Source organism: Trinickia soli, from assembly GCF_002879855.1.
GTDB lineage: Bacteria > Pseudomonadota > Gammaproteobacteria > Burkholderiales > Burkholderiaceae > Trinickia > Trinickia soli.
On record NZ_PNYB01000028.1, the window covers coordinates 19,016 to 36,062 of the forward strand.

The following is a 17,047-nucleotide window of genomic DNA, read 5'->3' on the forward strand; positions in this document are numbered from 1 at the left end:
CGTTCGTTTTTTCGGCTATGCCGCCCTCCCGCTCCCCGGCAGATGACATCCGCCACGACCGCGCCGGTGCGCCGGCTCACGGCGGGCCAGTCCCGGATGGGCCAATCCGCTCGCCCGCGCGTACTCGATCAACTCGGCATCGCCCGTCAATCCGAGCTTGCGCAGCGCCGACATCTTGTGCGAGCTGATCGTCTTGATGCTGCGATTGAACCGCGCGCCGATCTCGCTGACGCTGAGCCCCGACGCGAACAGGCGGACCACTTCGATCTCCCGCGACGACAAGGCCGGCGCACCCGGCATGCCGCCGCGCCCCGCAGCGGCCCGATCCAGCGCCGCCCGCAACGACGGGCTGATATGCCGAACCCCGCGCATCGCGTGGCGCACGGCCAGCCCGATATGCGAGAGATCGTCGCATTTGCCGACGACCGTCACCGCCCCCGCATCGAACAGGCGCCGCAGCAGCGCGGCGTTGCCGAGCATCGTCAGCACGACGATACGAAGGTCGGGAAAATGCCGTCGCAAATAGCCGATCAGTACGAGGCCATCCCCGTACCGCCCCCCGGGCATGGAGAGATCGGTCACGACGACATCGGCGGGCACGCGCCGCAGCGTGTCCACGAGTTCGGTCGATTGGCGTGCCTGGCCAAGCAGGTCGATGTCGCCGAACGCGTCGAGCGCATGGCGCACGCCGAGCAGGAAGAGCGGATGATCGTCGGCGACGACGACGCGGGTGGCCCGCACCGTCTGCACGGCGTGAGTGGGAAGGGTTGCGGTTGATTCGCTCATTTGGGATCGATGACGATTGACGTTATGCGTGGCGCCGGAAGGCGATCGGGCGCCACGAGCAAGGGGCGCCGATGTTAGACTGGCTACCGCGTTACGGCGCGCCTTGGGCAAAAAATGGGCCGTTGAAACGTCTGTCTGCATCCGTCTGTATCCGTCTGCTCTCGCCGTCGACCGGGGAATCGGCTCATGCTCCTTTTTAGCGAAGTCGTCGCATCGATTCTCGCCGGGCGATCGCCTGGGCGAGCGGTGCTCGGCTTCGGTTCGCTCTGCATCGCATTGCTGGCCGCGGGCACGAGTCAAGCCTCGGCGCAAGCGGTCTTCTCCGTGACGAGCCGCGATTTGCACGACGGCGCGGCCGTCGGCAACGCGCAGGTCTACGACAAGGACGACTGCAAGGGCGCCAACATCTCGCCGCAGTTGTCGTGGCGCAACGCGCCGGCGGGAACGAAGAGTTTCGCCGTTACCATGTTCGACCCCGACGCCCCCGGCCCGGGCTGGTGGCACTGGGCCGTCGCCGAAATCCCGAACAACGTCGATTCGTTGCCCGCGAATGCGAGCGCGTCGGGCGTCCTGAAGAAGATGGGCGCGATCGAGGCGCGCAACGATTACGGCGACGCCGGCTACGGCGGACCTTGCCCGCCGGCGGGCAAACCGCACCGCTATGTGGTCACGGTCTTCGCGCTGAATACGGCGGACTTGCGCCTGGGGCCGGCGCGCCATGCACTGATGTTCGATCACGAGATCAATACGTCGGTGCTCGCAAAAGCCCGATTGACGGTCACGTACGGGCGCTGAGCCGCTCGCCGCGCTTGCGCGTTCAGCCGGCTTCTGGCGGCAACCTGCCGCCTCGCGTCGAAATTTCACCGCAACTCCCGTTAACCCTTAAAATCATGCTTTTCGCGCCGAAGCAGGCGCCATCTCAACCGGCCATAGCGAGATCGAAATGAGCACGAAAGTTTTTGTCGACGGACAGGAAGGCACGACGGGTCTGAAGATTTTCGAATACCTGTCGCGCCGCACCGACGTCGAAGTGCTCCGCATCGAGGAATCGAAGCGCAAGGATCTGGACGAACGGCGCCGGCTCATTAATGCTTCCGACGTGACGTTCCTCTGCTTGCCGGACGTCGCCTCGCGCGAGTCGGCCAGCCTCGTCGAGAACGCGAACACGGTGCTGATCGACGCCAGCACGGCATTTCGCACGCACGCCGATTGGGCGTACGGCCTGCCCGAACTCACGCATGCGCAGCGCGAGCGCCTGCGTACGGCCAAGCGCATCGCCGTGCCGGGCTGCCACGCTTCCGCGTTCGTGCTGGCCATGCGTCCGCTCGTCGATGCCGGCTTCGTCCCGGCCGATTTCGCCGCGCACAGCCACTCGATCACGGGCTACAGCGGCGGCGGCAAGAAGATGATCGCCGACTACGAAGGCGAACCGAACCCGAAGCTGCAAAGCCCGCGTCCTTACGCGCTCGCGCTCGGCCACAAGCATCTGCCCGAAATGGCGGCCCATACGGGCTTGCGCGCCGCACCGATCTTCACCCCGATCGTCGGGCCGTTCTATAAAGGCTTGGCCGTCACTACGTACTTTTCGCCGAACCAACTGGCCAAGCGCGTGAGCCCGCGCGACGTTCAGGCCGTGTTCGCCGAATACTATGCCGGCGAAGCGTTCGTCCGCGTCGCGCCGTTCGATGCCGAAGACAATCTCGACGGCGGTTTCTTCGACGTGCAGGCCAACAACGACACCAACCGCGTCGACCTGTTCGTGTTCGGCAATGAAGAGCGTTTCGTCACCGTCGCGCGGCTCGACAACCTCGGCAAGGGGGCATCGGGCGCGGCCATCCAATGCATGAATCTGAGCATAGGCGCCGACGAACAAGCCGGGCTGCAGCGCTGATCGGCTCACCCAACGAATGCTTGATGAAGCCGGCAGCAATGCCGGCTTTTTTTATGGTACTGAGATGGCGCTTTAGCGCCTGACTCCGGCCTCATGCAGCGCAAGGCTGCATCGCAATAGCGGATTGCATGCTTCGAATAGCGGCATCGCCATGAACGGCGCATGGCTTTCCAATCACTTACATTTCCCTTATCCCTCCGACGGGCATTCAGCAATAACTGCGTTATCGATCAGATTCATGGATCGTTGAGCGCACAACTTTCCGATTGCGCTTGCCAGCGGCGGGCAACCACCGCTTCGCCCCACGCCCCCGCCCTCCGGCAAACCGTGTGCAGGATCGTGCCAGACCGGCCTTTGCATGCATCCGCTTGAAACGCTGTTTTTGTTTCAATATCGCGCCGCTCCCCTTATCTCGCTTTGCTTTGATTGATGCGTCGTTTTTTGAATTGGCTTTTTTAGACGGCTTTATCAATTGACACAAAATAAATGCGCGAGGAAATTATGCCGCATAACGAGATCAGATCAGGGAGACGAGCGGCGACACCCACGCCGCTCCGACGACGAGCGCGGCACAGCCGCCGCCGCTCGATGGCTGCTGCATGCCGCCTTCTTCTTCCCCGATCGACCGACTGTTTGGAACACTGCCGGCGCGCGCGTTGCCGCCGCCGGCTGCGGGCAACGCGTGCGCACCGCGGAAGGAGGAAACAAACGACACATCGGAATCAGTTAGCAGTACGAATCAAATCAAGCGGCAGCCGACGGGGAGCCGGCCGCCCGATAACGATAAAGCCTGGAGGAACGTCATGACCCGGAACGCCCCTTTCAACGCTCTTTTGACGCTGACGCTCGTCGCGCCTTTCCTGACCGCATGCGGCGGCGGCGGCGGCACTAGCGGCGCGGCCGGCGGCAGCTCTGCTGCGGTTGCAGACCGGCTCTGCCCGGCTTCGCTCGATTACAACACCGTGTTCACGGGCGGCGGCGGTGACGGCGAGCTCGTCAAGATGCAGATCGATACGACGAAGATGACCTGGCAGGTGACTTACGTCGAATCGGCGATCCCCGCGACGACAGGCACCGTGTCGCCCTCGCGTGCCGGCACGTCGCAAAGCGGCACGCTCGCGCCCGAGACGCTGCTGCCGACGCAGAAGCAGAACGAATGTGCGTTCTATCTGCAGGGCGCCAGCCTCGACCCGAACAAGCCCGCACGTATTTTCGTCGGGCAGGGGGTGCTGGGCGGCACGATTCCCGGCAAGGAGATCCAATACAACGGTGTAGTCGGCTTCGGCGCTGTACCGGACAACAAATTCCCGTACTTCCCGTTTATCGGCTTTTCGTCGATCGAAACGAATCTCGCGAATGTGGCGGGCACCTATAACCAGTTGGGCTATCACATCATCCCTTCGCAGAACTATGCGACGGTGCCCGTCGACGCCAAAATCGTCATCCACGCCGATGGCACCTGGAGCGAAACCGACAACGTCGGCGTCAACGCAGGCAAGACCCAGCAGGCCGGAAGCGATTGGGCGCAGTCGAGCGACGGCAGCGGTGCGTTCGAAAGCGACAACTTCCAAAGCCAGGCGAAGGCCACCAATGCGGTCGTCCCTGCCGGCAAGGGCTACATGATCGTCGGCAAGTTGCGCAATCAACTCGTGCCGATCCTGATCAGAACAGGCTATGCGAACCCGTCGACGCTCCAGGCCGACGACGAATCGGGCATTTCGATACTCGCGCCGCAAACGCCGATTGCCGTCGACACGCAGAACGGCCAATACATCGGCGTCGATAGTCAGTTCGCCTACCGCGCCACCGCACTCGAAGGCACCGAAGCCACGATGCTCGACCCGTATCAGGCATCGAATGCGTCGCTGGCAACGCCGCTCAATCTGAGCTTCGCCAACGCCGTGCCGGGCGTCGTGTTATCCGCCGTCAGTACCGCTTCGTCCACCGCAGCCACGGGCAAGCTCATTTTCACGGGCGGCGTGTTCGGCTACCTCTACAACGAAAACTCGGCGCCGTATTTCACCATCAACGCATTCGTCCAATGACGACGTGAGGCCAAGCGCAATACGACGCAAAGGCGGCCCATGCGCCGCGCCGCCCGCCCGATGGCGGTAGGGCAGCGCGCGATCGCACAAAAGAACGAAGACAGGGAGGAAACATGAAGATCAGCAATAACAGCACGAAGCGCGTCCGCGCCGCATGCATGGCGCTGCTCGGCACGTTCGCAGGCGGCGCGAACGCGCAAAAGGCCGGCGACAATGTCGTCTCGCTCGGGTGGTTTCACATCATGCCGCAAGATTCGAGTACGCCGATGACCACCTATGTCACGCCGCAGCCGATCGATACGCCGCTGCGGCTGCCTAGTGCGTTTACTTCCTCCGGCACGGGGCTGTCGACGAACAATGCGGACACGCTCGGTCTCGTCTTCAGTCACTTCCTGACCGACCATGTCGCGGTGACGACCGTGGCCGGCGTGCCCCCGACCTTCAAGATCAAAGGCCATGGGTCGATCGTGCCGCCGGGCCCGGCAGGCGCGCTCGGGACCGAGAACCTTGACGATCCGTCGAACGAACCGATCGTCAAGAGCGTTCGCCAATGGAGTCCGGCGATGATGATCCAGTACTACTTCAATTCGGCGACGGCGCGCTTCAGGCCATTTGTCGGCGTAGGCGTGTCATACAACTTCTTTACGAATCTCAAACTGAACCCGAACTTCATCACGTCGACGCAGAACAATCTGGGCTCGGTGCTCGCCGCCGGTGCCGCCCGCCCTGGTGTGACGAGCGTGTCGGCGAAGGCGTCGCCGTCCTGGGCGCCCGTCTTCAATGCCGGGGCTTCGTACGACTTCTCGCAGCATTGGGGCGTGAGCGCGTCCGTCACCTACATTCCGCTCAAGTCGCGCTCGACGGTCTATGTGCGCGCGGCCGACGGCACCCTGCTAGGGACGACGCAGGCACAGTTGACGGCCGACCCGATCATCACTTACGTGGCACTGTCGTACAAATTCTGACGAGAGCGGCACGCTCGACCGGCGTACCAGGCGGCGGCCCATGCCCGACGGCGCCCACGGGCGCGGGGCCATGGCTAAAAAAAAGCCCGCCTAGGTGGCGGGCTGAATCCATATCAGAGGAGACATGGAGGAGACAAGTCCACTCTAGCAAACCCTTAGATGCAATGCAACACGATCTATCCAACCACTCCCGAAGCTCGTTGCCGTGGCACAACATTCCGCCTGACGAGGCGGATTGTCACGCAAGTGTCATCGACAGCAGGAAACCCAGCTGATCGACGCCCACCGGTTTGACGAGATGCACATCGTATCCGGCAGCCAGCGCCATTTCGCGATACTGCGGTTGACCCCAACCGGTCAGCGCAATCAATAACATGGCGGACTGTCCCGCCACCTCTCGCATGCATCGTGCCGCGGGCAAGCCCTCCAGCATCGGCGCGCCGATATCGATCAGCGCCGCGTCTGGCAGTGCAAGCCGCGCCGCTTCCAGCGCCTCTTCCGTCGAGCGCGCCGCTACGGCCACGTAGCCCAGGCTCTCCACCAGATTGACGAGCATGCGGCGCGCTGCGTCGTCAGGGTCGGCGATCAGCACGCGCTTGCGCGGGCTGGCGCTCGTGGGCTCGCCGGGCTCGTCCGTCCCGTGCACGACTGCTTCGTGTGCACCGTCCCAATCGGATTTCATTGCTTCATCCTCGTTGCACGGAGCTCATTACGGTTCGCCCGGATCGGCACAGCGTTTTGTACGATGATTCGCAGTATCACGGATGTCCTGCACCTCAATCAAACGAGCGTTTGGAGAACGAGTTCAGCGCTGGGTTAAAAATAAGGGTTTCTGCTCACATAGGCAAAATTTTTTTCAACGGTGCGGCAACGCGCCCTCTCTTCCATCCGCTTCAAACGAGACACCGCCCCGAAAATCGGTCGCATCCCTTGCTGCGCAACGACCGCACTGCGCGGGTCGAACGCTACCCGCCACGCTGCATGTCCCGCCCCCGTTCCCCAAAGTGCCGCCACTGCGCGCCGAGGTGCGACGAATAGGGCTAAAGATCCGCGTTCCACGACCGTTCTTCCGACTGTTACGACATCGCACCCGCAGCGCGGAGGCGGCGCCCGACCGGGATGCGCACGGACCCGCACCGATGGTACGCACGATGTCGATGGATCTACCGGTTCTCCGGTGCCTCATCAGCGAAGGAAAAGCAGTGAAATCGCATATTTATTCGGGCGCAATGGCAATCGCCGTTGGGCTCGCCGCAGCCGGTGTCGTAGCCCCACCGGCAGCCGAAGCAGCCCTCGGCCAGCACTTCGACAGCATCGCCACCGACGCCGCCCGCCTCTCTGCCATTGCGCACGCAAGTAACGTGCATGCCGCCTACATCGTTCATACGATTACTCTCCCCTCGGGCACCGTGGTACGCGAATACGTGGGCGCGAACGGCGTCGTGTTCGGCGTCGCCTGGGAGGGCCCCACACTGCCCGACCTGAAAACGACCCTCGGCGCTTCGTTCGATCGATTCGCGAATGCCAGCCCGACACGCGGCGCCGGGCCACTCGCGGTTTCGGCGAGCGACCTGGTCGTCTACTCGGGCGGACACCTGCGCGCGTTCGCGGGTCACGCGTATTTGCCGCAAGCGTTGCCGGCCGGCGTCGACGCCGCCGTCGTTCGTTAGGGGTACGAACGATGTTTCGACACTCATTTTCAAAGACCGTCAAATTCGCGACGGCGCTCGTGCTCGCCTGCCTGACCGCGGCCTGCGGCGGGGGCGGAGGCTCGGGCGCGGCGTCTTCGGTCAGCAACACGTCCACTCAAGCGCCGGCTCCCGCGACGTCGGCAGCAACCGCCAATGTCGCAACGATCACCGTCGATCACGGCGTGTCCGGCGTGCCCAACATGCCGTTCGTCAGCGTCACCGTCTGCACGCCAGGCGCGGCAAGCTGCCAAACGATCGATCACGTGCTGGTCGACACGGGATCGTGGGGCTTGCGCGTGTTCGCATCGCAACTGCCGGCCTCCGTCGCGTTGCCGCAGCAGACTAACGCAGCGGGCGGCGCGCTGGCCGAGTGCATGCAGTTCTTCGACGGCTACACCTGGGGCTCCGTGCGTATCGCCGATGTGCAGATCGCCGGCGAGCGAGCAGCGTCGCTGCCGGTCCAGGTCATCGACCCGAACTACGCAGCCGTGCCCACGAGTTGCTCGAACACGGGCGCTGCCCGCAACACGCCGAACGCGCTCGCCGCCAACGGCATTCTCGGGATCGGCGTGTTCAAGCACGACTGCGGCGCAGCCTGCGCCAATCAGGCGATCGCGGGCACCTACTACGCCTGCACCGGCGCCAGTTGCGCACCGACCGCCATCGCCGAAGCGCGGCAGGTCGCCAATCCGGTGCCGTACTTCGGTGTCGACGGCAACGGGGTGATCGTCAGCCTGCCCGCAGTACCGAGCGGCAGCGCGACGAGCGTCACCGGGCAGTTGGTGTTCGGCATCGGCACGCAAAGCGACAACGCGCTCGCCGCGACGGCGCAGGTGATCGGTGTCGATTCGATGCGCGGCGTGTTTACGACGATGGAAAACGGCACGACCTACTCCGGCAGCATCATCGACAGCGGCTCGACGGGCCTGTTTTTCGCGACCAATCAAATGCCGGCCTGCGCCAGCCCGAATCAGAGCTACTACTGCCCAAGCTCGACGGAGCAGTTCAACGCGACCAATATCGGCACCAATGGCGTATCGAGCTCGGTCAGCTTCAGCGTCGGCAATGCGGCTCAGATCTGGCAGGCCTCGGGCGGCGCATCGGCCATGCCGCTATTCGCGGGGCCGGCGTTCGTCGGTTCGCAGGTGTTCGACTGGGGACTGCCGTTCTTCTATGGCCGCAACGTCTACGCGGCCATCGAGCAACAGTCGACGCCAGGCGGCGCGGGACCGTACTTCGCCTATTGACGGACGGGTTGCGCCAGCGCCTCGCCCAGCGTATCGCGCAACAATGCCAGGGGCCGCACGAGGCGGCCCGGCAGCGTGCCATGCACGAGCCAGACGTTCAGGCCGCCTGACAACTCGGGCGCGTCGATGACCTGCAGCGCGTCCTTGTGCGCGCTCGCGGCAAGCTGGCCCGGCGTGACAATCCCCAGCCCCACACCGCGCGCGACCAACGACAGCTGCAATTCGGAGCCGAACGCTTCCACCGCAACATCGAACCGCAGCGACGCCGCGCCGAGCGCCCGGCTCAGCGCCGAACGCATGCCGCAGCCATCCTGACTGAGCACCCACGCATGTTGCGCGAGCTCGGCCAGCGTGAGCCGCGGCGCGCCCTGCCCCCGCTTCGCCTTGCGCGGCAACGGCAACGAACGCGAGGCCACGACGACAGTAGGCTGCACCGCAAGCAGCGTCGCCGTCACCGTATCGGGCAGCGTGGTAGAGGTTGGCGTCATGACGACCGCCGCATCCAGTTCGGCCCGCATGACCCGTTCAAGCAGCGTCGGCGACCAAGCCGCCGTCACGCGCAGCGTGAGGCGCGGAAACGCCGCGCGCAGCCGATCGATCGGCTGTTCGAGCGCCAACTCCGACAGGAACGGCGGCACACCGATTTTCAGTTCGCCGGCCGGCTCGCTACCGGGTGCGGCGACGGCCAGCAAGTCGTCGACGCTGCGCAGCACCGCGCGCGCCAGCACATACACCTCCTTGCCCGCGCCGGTCGGCTTCATCGGCTTGCTCTGCCGGTCGAGCAGCGGCACGCCGAGCGTCGTTTCGAGGTTCTGCACGCGCCGCGTCAAACCGGGCTGCGTCAGATGCAATTTCGTCGCAGCACGAACCATCGAGCCACTGTCGACGACTTCGACGAATGCCTGCAAGTCTCGCGTGTTCAAAACAACTCCGCATAATCAATATCGACATATTTCAATTGTCGCATAACTTGCGCGAGCCTACGATGAGCGCTCCTTCAATCGTCCGCTCGACCCTCCATGAATCGGCCCGCCACCTCACCTGAGCTTACTTGTCCGTCCACCGCGCCCGCGGCGGCCGAGGGGCAGACGCCCCACCGGCTGACCACGCCGCTCACGATCTTGTTCGCCGCGGCGACCGGCGTCATCGTCATGAACCTGTTCGCGGCGCAGCCGCTGACCGGTCCCATTCAGCGCTCGCTGGGCGTGCCCGCCTCGTTGACAGGCGCGATCGCGATGCTGCCTCAACTCGGCTATGCGCTCGGTCTCGTGCTGCTCGTGCCGCTCACCGATCTCGTCGAAAACCGTCGGCTTATCGTGCGCACGTTGGTGGCCTGTGCGGCACTTCTGGCGATAGCGATGCTCGCGCAACAAGGCAGTGTGTTCCTCGCCGCACTCTTTCTTGCCGGCGCGAGTTCGAGCGTCATTCAGATGCTCGTGCCGATGGCCGCATCGATGGCGTCGGAAGCCCGGCGCGGACGTGCCGTGGGCAACGTCATGAGCGGTCTCATGCTCGGCATCCTGTTGTCGCGCCCGCTCGCGAGCGTAATCGCCGGCTCGATCGGCTGGCGCGCGTTCTACGGCGTTGCAGCCGCGGCCGACGCACTGCTCGCGCTCGGGCTCTCGACGCGCTTGCCGCGCCACGCACCGCACGTCTCGACGACTTATGGCGCGTTGCTACGCTCGCTGTGGACGCTGCTCAAGGGCGAGAGGGTGCTGCAACGGCGCGCGCTTTCCGCTGCGTTGGTGATGGGTGCGTTCAGCGCGTTTTGGACCGCGATCGGCCTGCGGCTCGCGCACGGCCCGTTCGATTTCAATTTTTACGACATCGCGTGGTTCGCTTTGGCAGGCGCGGCCGGCGTCGTGGCGACGCCGCTCGCGGGATGGGCCGGCGACAAGAAGTTGGGCCGTGCGGCGCTCGCCATGGCTCACGTGAGCATGCTCGCGGCGCTCGTCGCCAGCGGGATCGTCGGCGCCGGCTGGCTCGGCTTCGATCCGGCCGCGCACCGTGAACTCGCGGTCGGCCTGCTCGTCGTCGGCGCGGCGACGCTCGATGCGGGCGTCGTCACCGACCAGACGCTGGGCCGCCGGGCGATCAACCTACTCAACCCGGCCGCACGCGGACGACTCAACGGGCTGTTCGTCGGCATCTTTTTCGTCGGCGGGGCTGCGGGCGCTTCGGCTGCGGGCGCGGCCTGGGCGGCGGCGGGTTGGAGCGGCGTCTGCGTCGTCGGGCTCATCTTCGCCGGTGCGGCGTTCCTACTGGGCCTGATGCCCGGCGCGCACGACTGAGCCGAAACGACAAGGGCCGAGTCCCGTGCCACACAGGACCCGGACCTTGAGCGCTCAGCGTTCGATGGACCGATCTTGCACCATCGATCGGTGCGCCGACTTCATCGCCCCTTCGTGTCGACTTCCGGGGCGATTTCGAACAAATCAGTGCCGCACGAGCGCCATCATCGCGCCGAACCCGACGAACACGCCGCCCGTCAGCCGATTGAATGCACGCGCGACGCGTCCGCTTTTCAGCGTGGAGCCGATGCGCGCCCCGCACGCGGCATAGACGAGGTACCAACTGACCTCGATCACGGCGAAGGTAGCGACAAGGATGCCGAACTGCGGCAACGTCGCCTTCGACGCATCGATGAACTGCGGCAGCAGCGCGGCCGCGAACAGGATTGCCTTGGGGTTGCTGCTCGCCACGAGAAAGCCGTTGCGATAGAGCGCGCCCAGCGAGCGCCCGGGCCTGCCCGGTATCGTATCGAGGCCCGGTGCGTCGGCGACAGGCGCTGCGTCGGCCACGTTCGCGCGCCAGGACTTCACGCCGAGATAAATCAGATACGCCGCGCCGATCAGACGCAGTGCGTCGAACATCGTGGGCCATGCCTTCAAGAAGACGCCGAGCCCCGCGGCCGAAATCGACAGCATGAGCACGAGCGCCGACAGGCATCCGGCCATCGTCGCCGTTGCTCGGCGCATCGTGTGCTGCGCACTATGCGTCATCACCACGAGCATGTTGGGGCCAGGAATGGCGGAGATCACGAAAACAGTGGCGACGAACAACCACCAGGTGTGCAAATTCATGACGAAAAGCTTCCGGTAAAAAGCGCGAAGGCACGATTATGCGCGCGTTTCACCGCCGGCTCCTGCTCATGCGCCGGCGCGCATCGCTTCCACCGACCCATCGCGCCTCCATCCTCGACCCGCGCCACCGGCAACATCACGCCCGGGCGATCGCCTCAAGGCGCGGCGCGCCCCGCGCGGCGGGCGGCTACTTCGCCGAGCACGGCGAAGTCTTTCTCGCCGTCGCCGTGCGCGACGACATCGAGCAGGTTGTCGCGAAGCAGGCTGCCGAGCGGCAACGGAGTGGACGTGGCTTCGGCCGCTTCGAGCGCGAGCCGGACATCCTTCAGGCCAAGCCGCGCCTTGAACATGGCCGGCTCGTAGCGACGTTCGGCGACAAGCTTGCCGTAGCCGGCGTAGACGGGGCCCGGGAAGACGCTCGACGTGATGACATCGAGATAGTCGGTGACCGCTACGCCGTGCGCGCTCAAGAGCGACGCCGCCTCGCCGAGCGTCTCGACGGCCGCGGCGAGCGTGAAGTTGGCCGCGAGCTTGATGACGTTCGCCTGTTCGGGCAGCGAACCGATGCGCCAGGTCTTTTGCCCGATCGCATCGAAGATCGGCTGCACGCGGTCGATGGCTTCGGCAGGGCCGGCCGCGATGATGGTCAGTTTCGCCGCCGCCGCAACATCGGGACGCCCCAACACCGGCGCGGCCACATAGTGGAGACCACGCGCGGCGTGGTCGTGCGCCAGCGCCTGGGCCAACGCAACCGACACCGTCGCCATGTTCACATGCACAAGACCACGCGGCGCCCGGTCGAGCAGCGCCGCATCGATGACCTCGCGCACGGCGGCATCGTCGGCCAGCATCGAGAACACGGCGTCGCCCGAGAAGGCGGCCCCCGGCTCGTCGACGATCTGCGCGCCGAGCGCCGCCAGCGGCTCTGCCCGCTCGCGCGTGCGATTCCAGACGCGCACGCGATGGCCTGCCTTCAGCATGTTCTCCACCATTGCGTGGCCCATGTTGCCCAACCCGATAAAACCGATGTCCATTGCGCATTCCTCCGCCAAAAAATCGAGAACCGCAGTAAAGCACGATTGCGGCAGGTCTGCCGACGCGTGCGCACGGCGCCGCTGCACACCTGCGGGCGTCGTCGGTGCGATACTCGTGCGATGTCGCCGATAACCGCCACGTTCCGTTTTTACGAGGAGCTGAACGATTTTCTCGCCCGCCCGCTGCGAGGCCGTGCGTTCGAGAGCGTTTGCGCGCATACGGCCACAACGAAACACATGATCGAAGCGCTCGGCGTGCCGCACACCGAGGTGGAGCTGATTCTCGTGAATGGCGAATCGGTCGGCTTCGACCGGGTGCTGGCAGACGGCGATCGCGTAGCCGTCTATCCGAAGTTCGAAGCGCTCGATGTAACGCCGCTTCTGCGCGTGCGCGAACGTCCGCTGCGCACGATCCGGTTCGTTGCCGATGCGCATCTGGGCGGCCTCGCGCAACTGCTTCGCCTGGCCGGCTTCGACACGCTGTACGACAACCATTTCGCCGATGCGGAAATCGAGGCGCTGGCTGCGTCGCAGGAGCGCATCGTCCTCACGCGCGACCGCGAACTGCTCAAGCGCCGCACGATCACGCACGGCTGTTACGTCAGAGCGCTCAAGCCGCAAACGCAACTGCGCGAGATCGTCGACCGCCTCGATCTGGCCGGCAGCGTTCGCGCCTTTCGGCTTTGCCTCTCATGCAACGCGCCGCTGCGGCGAATCGACAAAGCGCAGGCCGAGGGCCGCGCGCCCGAAGGGGTGCTCGAGCGCCATGCGCAGTTCGTCACCTGCGACGTCTGCCGACGTGTGTTCTGGGAAGGCTCCCATTGGAAGCGTATGCGCACGCTCATCGATTCGCTTGTGCCGGAGCAGCGCGAACGCGACGCCAAGGCTTAGCGGATTTCGACGCAGGCGCGATACTGTTGCGCGCTTTCCACACCCGCGGCGCGACGGCGCCTTCGCATCGTCAGCGCCCGCGGCCGCTATGCGCGTGGACGTACGGACGGACCGAAAAAATTGAGGTGGCACCAAACTCGCTTATTGACGCATCTTTGATGCAACAACTAAAATTCAACCAATTCCACAAATGGGGCATATGCCTTGGACAGTTGCAGTAGTCGACCTTCGAACAGTGTTTCCGCCTGATCGGCACGACGCTCGCTGAATTCTTCCTTTAGCCGCCGTCCTGCCCTCAGGCAGACGGTGCGCATCGCAGTACTTTCCCCGTTTCTTCGCGCATCGAATTTCGAATGGCCACCGGGTCGCCCGGACGCCGCTGCGTGTGCTCGCGCGCACGCAAGCGCCCATCGGCCCGACGCCGCGAGCGGTTTCGCTCGCGCCCATGCACGACCACGCCGGTCACGTTCGCGTCAAGCGTCACTGCCGCCGTGCCGATGAATACGTTCATGCGCCTGCCGCGTATGGACGACGCGACAGAACATCGAGCATCACTAAGGAAAATTAAAATGTCCACGCCTGCAAACGTCTCCCCGGCACGTCGCACCGTGCTCGACGACGCCCACATCGGCGATATCAAAGGGGCCTTCGGGACGATCGCGCACCACGACACCGCGCCGCGCCGCAATTGGGGCGCGCGCCTGCGTACGTTGCTCGCGATTCTCGGCCCGGGGCTCATCGTCATGGTGGGCGATAACGACGCGGGCGCGTTCGGCACCTACACGCAAGCGGGGCAAAACTACGGCACCACATTGTTGTGGACGCTCGCGCTGTTGATCCCCGTGCTTTACGTCAATCAGGAAATGGTGCTGCGTTTGGGCGCCGTGACGGGCGTCGGGCACGCCCGGCTGATTTTCCAGCGCTTCGGCAAATTCTGGGGCGCATTCAGCGTCATCGATCTGTTCCTGCTCAATGCGCTGACGATCGTGACCGAGTTCATCGGCATCACGTTTGCACTCGATTTCCTCGGTGTATCGAAGATAGCCGGCGTATGCATCGCAGCCGCTCTGACGATGGCCGCCGTCAGCACCGGCGACTTCCGCCGCTTCGAACGCTTCGCGATCGTCCTTTGCGTGCTGAGCCTGCTGCTCGTCCCCGTGCTTGTTTCGATTCATCCGCCGGTCGGCATCATTGCTCACAATTTCTTCGTCCCGACCTGGCCCAAAGATTCGAAGCTGTCCGACGTCATGCTGCTCGTGATCGGGATCGTCGGTACGACCGTCGCACCGTGGCAGCTGTTTTTTCAGCAGAGCTACGTGATCGACAAGCGCATCACGCCGCGCTTCATGAAGTACGAAAAGATCGATCTGTGGATCGGCATCGCGCTGGTGATCGTCGGCGCTGTCGCCATGATGGCGTTCACGGCCGCGCTGTTCCACGGGCGCGCCGAGTCCGGCCAATTCACCGACGCGAGCGGCGTCATCGCCGGGCTGCATAAGTATGTCGGCCGCACCTCGGCCACGATCTTCGCAGTGGCGTTGCTCGACGCATCGATCATCGGTGCGGCCGCCGTGTCGTTGTCGACGGCTTATGCGATCGGCGATGTCTTCGGCATCCGCCATTCGCTGCATCGCAGCGTGTCCGATGCCAAAGGGTTCTATCTCGTCTACTTCGTCATCATCGCGCTCGCTGCCGGGCTCGTGCTGATGCCCGGCAGCCCGCTCGGCCTGCTGACCGAAGCAGTGCAGACCCTGGCCGGCGTGCTGCTGCCGAGCGCCACGGTGTTCCTGCTGCTGCTGTGCAACGACAAGTCCGTGCTCGGTCCCTGGGCCAACTCCAGGCGGCTCAATGTCTTTACGGGCGCCGTGATCGCCGTCCTCGTCGTGTTGTCGATCATTCTGACGGCGGCGACCGTGTTCCCCGACATCTCGGCCAGGGCGATCATCGGCATTCTCGTCGGCGGCACGCTGACGTTCGCGCTCGGCTACGCGGCCGTCGCGATCATGCGACGTCGCGACGGTGCGGCCAACGGTGCGGCCAACAACAAGGCCAACCTCGCGGACGGCGCCGCGCGCGCGGTGACCCGTGCGTTGCGCGACACCTGGCGCATGCCGCCACTGCACGAGTTGCCGCCGCCACAACTGACGGTCGCGACGCGTCTCTGGATGGGCGCCATGCGCGGCTACCTCGTCGTCGCAGTCGGACTCGTGATCGTCAAAGTCGTGCAGATGGCGATGCAGTGAATGCGCTGGCCGACCGCTGGCCAACCGGTCACGCGCGCGCTTCGTCGCTCGCATCGTAGGCGCCGCGCGCAGCCGCGCTGTTCAGGCGCGCCCGCTTGAGCAGCGCCTGTTGCGCCGCCTCGACGTTGGCCGCCATGCCGCGCCACGCCGCGAGCGCCGGCTCTTGCAGTGCGCGCCCGTAGGAAAAGCTGAGCGGCCACGGGCGGCGTCCCACCCGATTGATCGCATCGAGGTGAGCGCTCGCTTCTTCCGGCGTTTGGCCTCCCGATAAGAAGTAGATGCCGGCAACGGCTGGCGGCACGGTGCGGCCCAGGATCGCCACCGTCCGTTCGCCGGCTTCGCGCACGCTCGCCGGCCGCACGTGCGCCTTACCGGCGACCACCATGCTCGGCTTCAACAGCATCAGCTCGAGCGTGACGTGATGGCGGTGCAGCGCATGAAACACTTCGTGCAACACCGCCTGCGTCACTTGCGCACAACGTTCGATCGAATGATCGCCGTCCATCAACACCTCGGGCTCGACGATCGGCACGACGCCGGCCGACTGGCAAATCGCCGCGTAGCGCGCGAGCGAATCGGCGTTCGCCTCGATCGCGAGCCGGCTCGGCAACGTGTCCGACACGTTGTAGACGGCGCGCCATTTCGCGAAACGCGCGCCCTGTGTCTTGTACTTTTCGAGCCGGCCGGCCAACCCGTCCAGCCCCTGGGTGATTTCATCCCCTTCGGCGTGCGCCAATGCGATCTTGCCCGTGTCGACCTTGATGCCGGGCACGATGCCGAGTCGCGCCGCCAGAGCCGGCAGCGGCTCCCCGTCGTCAGCGCACTGTCCGAGCGTTTCCTCATAGAGAATCACGCCGCTCACGTATTGGCTCAGGCCGGGCGTCGAGAGCAGCAGGTGACGCCAGGCGCGGCGGTTCGCTTCCGTCGATTCGACATCGATCGTCTTGAAACGCTTGGCGATGGTGGGGCCGCTTTCATCTGCCGCGAGCAGGCCCTTACCGTCCTGCACGATGGCGTCGATCGTTGATTGCAGTGCGCTCTCGGTTTGCATCGTCTGCTCCTTGGGACGAAAGAATCGCGTCGCGCGCACAACGGATTGCGCGCAGCGCTCGCTCAAGTGTGCGCGGCGCCGTGCGTGGGCGCCAGCCATCGATGTGCGTTCGACCGCTTT

Annotated in this window: 17 protein-coding genes; 9 read left to right on the forward strand and 8 right to left on the reverse strand. The window is 64.9% G+C overall.

Annotation, left to right across the window (positions count from 1 at the left end; all coding sequences use genetic code 11):
* Nucleotides 1-15: 15 nt before the first annotated feature.
* The gene (locus C0Z19_RS23840) at nt 16-786 is read right to left on the reverse strand and encodes a response regulator (RefSeq protein WP_102612313.1); all 771 of its coding nucleotides are present in this window, start codon (nt 784-786) and stop codon (nt 16-18) included.
* A gap of 186 nt (nt 787-972) precedes the next feature.
* Between C0Z19_RS23840 and C0Z19_RS23845 the strand changes: the two genes are divergently transcribed.
* A complete protein-coding gene (locus C0Z19_RS23845; RefSeq protein ID WP_102612314.1) occupies nt 973-1,581 on the forward strand; it encodes a YbhB/YbcL family Raf kinase inhibitor-like protein in 609 nt (202 codons plus the stop codon).
* A 148-nt stretch (nt 1,582-1,729) separates the two neighbouring features.
* On the forward strand, nt 1,730-2,677 hold the full coding sequence (gene argC / locus C0Z19_RS23850; RefSeq protein WP_102612315.1) for an N-acetyl-gamma-glutamyl-phosphate reductase: 948 nt from the start codon (nt 1,730-1,732) through the stop codon (nt 2,675-2,677).
* Nucleotides 2,678-3,194: 517 nt separating this feature from the next.
* Here argC and C0Z19_RS23855 read toward each other — a convergent pair.
* Complete coding sequence (locus C0Z19_RS23855) at nt 3,195-3,392, reverse strand: hypothetical protein (RefSeq protein ID WP_102612316.1); 198 nt, start codon at nt 3,390-3,392, stop codon at nt 3,195-3,197.
* A gap of 88 nt (nt 3,393-3,480) precedes the next feature.
* Here C0Z19_RS23855 and C0Z19_RS23860 point away from each other — a divergent pair, with 88 nt between their 5' ends.
* Together C0Z19_RS23860 and C0Z19_RS23865 are read left to right on the forward strand one after the other, a co-directional pair.
* On the forward strand, nt 3,481-4,722 hold the full coding sequence (locus C0Z19_RS23860) for a DUF2957 domain-containing protein (RefSeq protein ID WP_102612317.1): 1,242 nt from the start codon (nt 3,481-3,483) through the stop codon (nt 4,720-4,722).
* Between the two features lie 158 nt (nt 4,723-4,880).
* Nucleotides 4,881-5,687: an OmpW/AlkL family protein gene (locus C0Z19_RS23865; protein WP_102612351.1), complete on the forward strand. Its 807-nt coding sequence runs from the start codon at nt 4,881-4,883 to the stop codon at nt 5,685-5,687.
* A 238-nt stretch (nt 5,688-5,925) separates the two neighbouring features.
* Here C0Z19_RS23865 and C0Z19_RS23870 read toward each other — a convergent pair whose 3' ends face one another.
* Nucleotides 5,926-6,369, reverse strand: a complete 444-nt coding sequence (locus C0Z19_RS23870) for a response regulator (RefSeq protein WP_102612318.1) — start codon at nt 6,367-6,369, stop codon at nt 5,926-5,928.
* Between the two features lie 547 nt (nt 6,370-6,916).
* Here C0Z19_RS23870 and C0Z19_RS23875 point away from each other — a divergent pair.
* Nucleotides 6,917-7,357, forward strand: coding sequence for a DUF2844 domain-containing protein (locus C0Z19_RS23875; protein ID WP_102612319.1), 441 nt, complete (start codon nt 6,917-6,919; stop codon nt 7,355-7,357).
* 11 nt (nt 7,358-7,368) lie between these two features.
* Nucleotides 7,369-8,625: a DUF3443 domain-containing protein gene (locus C0Z19_RS23880; protein WP_102612320.1), complete on the forward strand. Its 1,257-nt coding sequence runs from the start codon at nt 7,369-7,371 to the stop codon at nt 8,623-8,625.
* Here the strand turns inward: C0Z19_RS23880 and C0Z19_RS23885 are convergent.
* On the reverse strand, nt 8,619-9,548 hold the full coding sequence (locus C0Z19_RS23885) for a LysR family transcriptional regulator (protein ID WP_102612321.1): 930 nt from the start codon (nt 9,546-9,548) through the stop codon (nt 8,619-8,621). The genes C0Z19_RS23880 and C0Z19_RS23885 overlap by 7 nt on opposite strands.
* Before the next feature lie 96 nt (nt 9,549-9,644).
* Here C0Z19_RS23885 and C0Z19_RS23890 point away from each other — a divergent pair, with 96 nt between their 5' ends.
* The gene (locus C0Z19_RS23890; RefSeq protein ID WP_102612322.1) at nt 9,645-10,916 is read left to right on the forward strand and encodes an MFS transporter; all 1,272 of its coding nucleotides are present in this window, start codon (nt 9,645-9,647) and stop codon (nt 10,914-10,916) included.
* Nucleotides 10,917-11,060: 144 nt separating this feature from the next.
* Here C0Z19_RS23890 and C0Z19_RS23895 read toward each other — a convergent pair whose 3' ends face one another.
* Both C0Z19_RS23895 and C0Z19_RS23900 read right to left on the reverse strand, forming a co-directional pair.
* A complete protein-coding gene (locus C0Z19_RS23895; RefSeq protein WP_102612323.1) occupies nt 11,061-11,708 on the reverse strand; it encodes a LysE family translocator in 648 nt (215 codons plus the stop codon).
* A gap of 155 nt (nt 11,709-11,863) precedes the next feature.
* Nucleotides 11,864-12,742 (reverse strand): NAD(P)-dependent oxidoreductase, encoded by an 879-nt coding sequence (locus C0Z19_RS23900; RefSeq protein WP_102612352.1) that lies wholly within the window; start codon nt 12,740-12,742, stop codon nt 11,864-11,866.
* A gap of 120 nt (nt 12,743-12,862) precedes the next feature.
* On the opposite strand from C0Z19_RS23900, the gene C0Z19_RS23905 reads away from it, so the two are divergent.
* Nucleotides 12,863-13,633, forward strand: a complete 771-nt coding sequence (locus C0Z19_RS23905; RefSeq protein WP_102612324.1) for a Mut7-C RNAse domain-containing protein — start codon at nt 12,863-12,865, stop codon at nt 13,631-13,633.
* Nucleotides 13,634-13,928: 295 nt separating this feature from the next.
* Here C0Z19_RS23905 and C0Z19_RS23910 read toward each other — a convergent pair whose 3' ends face one another.
* Nucleotides 13,929-14,144 (reverse strand): hypothetical protein, encoded by a 216-nt coding sequence (locus tag C0Z19_RS23910; RefSeq protein ID WP_102612325.1) that lies wholly within the window; start codon nt 14,142-14,144, stop codon nt 13,929-13,931.
* A gap of 58 nt (nt 14,145-14,202) precedes the next feature.
* Here C0Z19_RS23910 and C0Z19_RS23915 point away from each other — a divergent pair, with 58 nt between their 5' ends.
* Entirely contained in the window at nt 14,203-15,876 is a 1,674-nt protein-coding gene (locus C0Z19_RS23915; protein WP_102612326.1) for an Nramp family divalent metal transporter, read from the forward strand.
* Nucleotides 15,877-15,904: 28 nt separating this feature from the next.
* On the opposite strand, the gene C0Z19_RS23920 is transcribed toward C0Z19_RS23915, so the two are convergent.
* A complete protein-coding gene (locus C0Z19_RS23920) occupies nt 15,905-16,927 on the reverse strand; it encodes a class I fructose-bisphosphate aldolase (RefSeq protein WP_102612353.1) in 1,023 nt (340 codons plus the stop codon).
* Nucleotides 16,928-17,047: the final 120 nt, after the last annotated feature.

What these genes read in the sequence shown, in the direction of transcription:
- C0Z19_RS23890 (WP_102612322.1), top strand. Translation starts at nt 9,645, where the DNA reads ATGAATCGGCCCGCCACCTCACCTGAGCTTACTTGTCCGTCCACCGCG.
- C0Z19_RS23880 (WP_102612320.1), top strand. Translation starts at nt 7,369, where the DNA reads ATGTTTCGACACTCATTTTCAAAGACCGTCAAATTCGCGACGGCGCTC.
- C0Z19_RS23915 (WP_102612326.1), top strand. Translation starts at nt 14,203, where the DNA reads ATGTCCACGCCTGCAAACGTCTCCCCGGCACGTCGCACCGTGCTCGAC.
- C0Z19_RS23845 (WP_102612314.1), top strand. Translation starts at nt 973, where the DNA reads ATGCTCCTTTTTAGCGAAGTCGTCGCATCGATTCTCGCCGGGCGATCG.
- C0Z19_RS23905 (WP_102612324.1), top strand. Translation starts at nt 12,863, where the DNA reads ATGTCGCCGATAACCGCCACGTTCCGTTTTTACGAGGAGCTGAACGAT.
- C0Z19_RS23875 (WP_102612319.1), top strand. Translation starts at nt 6,917, where the DNA reads ATGGCAATCGCCGTTGGGCTCGCCGCAGCCGGTGTCGTAGCCCCACCG.
- C0Z19_RS23870 (WP_102612318.1), bottom strand. Translation starts at nt 6,369, where the DNA reads ATGAAATCCGATTGGGACGGTGCACACGAAGCAGTCGTGCACGGGACG.
- C0Z19_RS23865 (WP_102612351.1), top strand. Translation starts at nt 4,881, where the DNA reads ATGGCGCTGCTCGGCACGTTCGCAGGCGGCGCGAACGCGCAAAAGGCC.
- C0Z19_RS23900 (WP_102612352.1), bottom strand. Translation starts at nt 12,742, where the DNA reads ATGGACATCGGTTTTATCGGGTTGGGCAACATGGGCCACGCAATGGTG.
- C0Z19_RS23910 (WP_102612325.1), bottom strand. Translation starts at nt 14,144, where the DNA reads ATGAACGTATTCATCGGCACGGCGGCAGTGACGCTTGACGCGAACGTG.
- argC (WP_102612315.1), top strand. Translation starts at nt 1,730, where the DNA reads ATGAGCACGAAAGTTTTTGTCGACGGACAGGAAGGCACGACGGGTCTG.
- C0Z19_RS23860 (WP_102612317.1), top strand. Translation starts at nt 3,481, where the DNA reads ATGACCCGGAACGCCCCTTTCAACGCTCTTTTGACGCTGACGCTCGTC.
- C0Z19_RS23920 (WP_102612353.1), bottom strand. Translation starts at nt 16,927, where the DNA reads ATGCAAACCGAGAGCGCACTGCAATCAACGATCGACGCCATCGTGCAG.
- C0Z19_RS23895 (WP_102612323.1), bottom strand. Translation starts at nt 11,708, where the DNA reads ATGAATTTGCACACCTGGTGGTTGTTCGTCGCCACTGTTTTCGTGATC.
- C0Z19_RS23840 (WP_102612313.1), bottom strand. Translation starts at nt 786, where the DNA reads ATGAGCGAATCAACCGCAACCCTTCCCACTCACGCCGTGCAGACGGTG.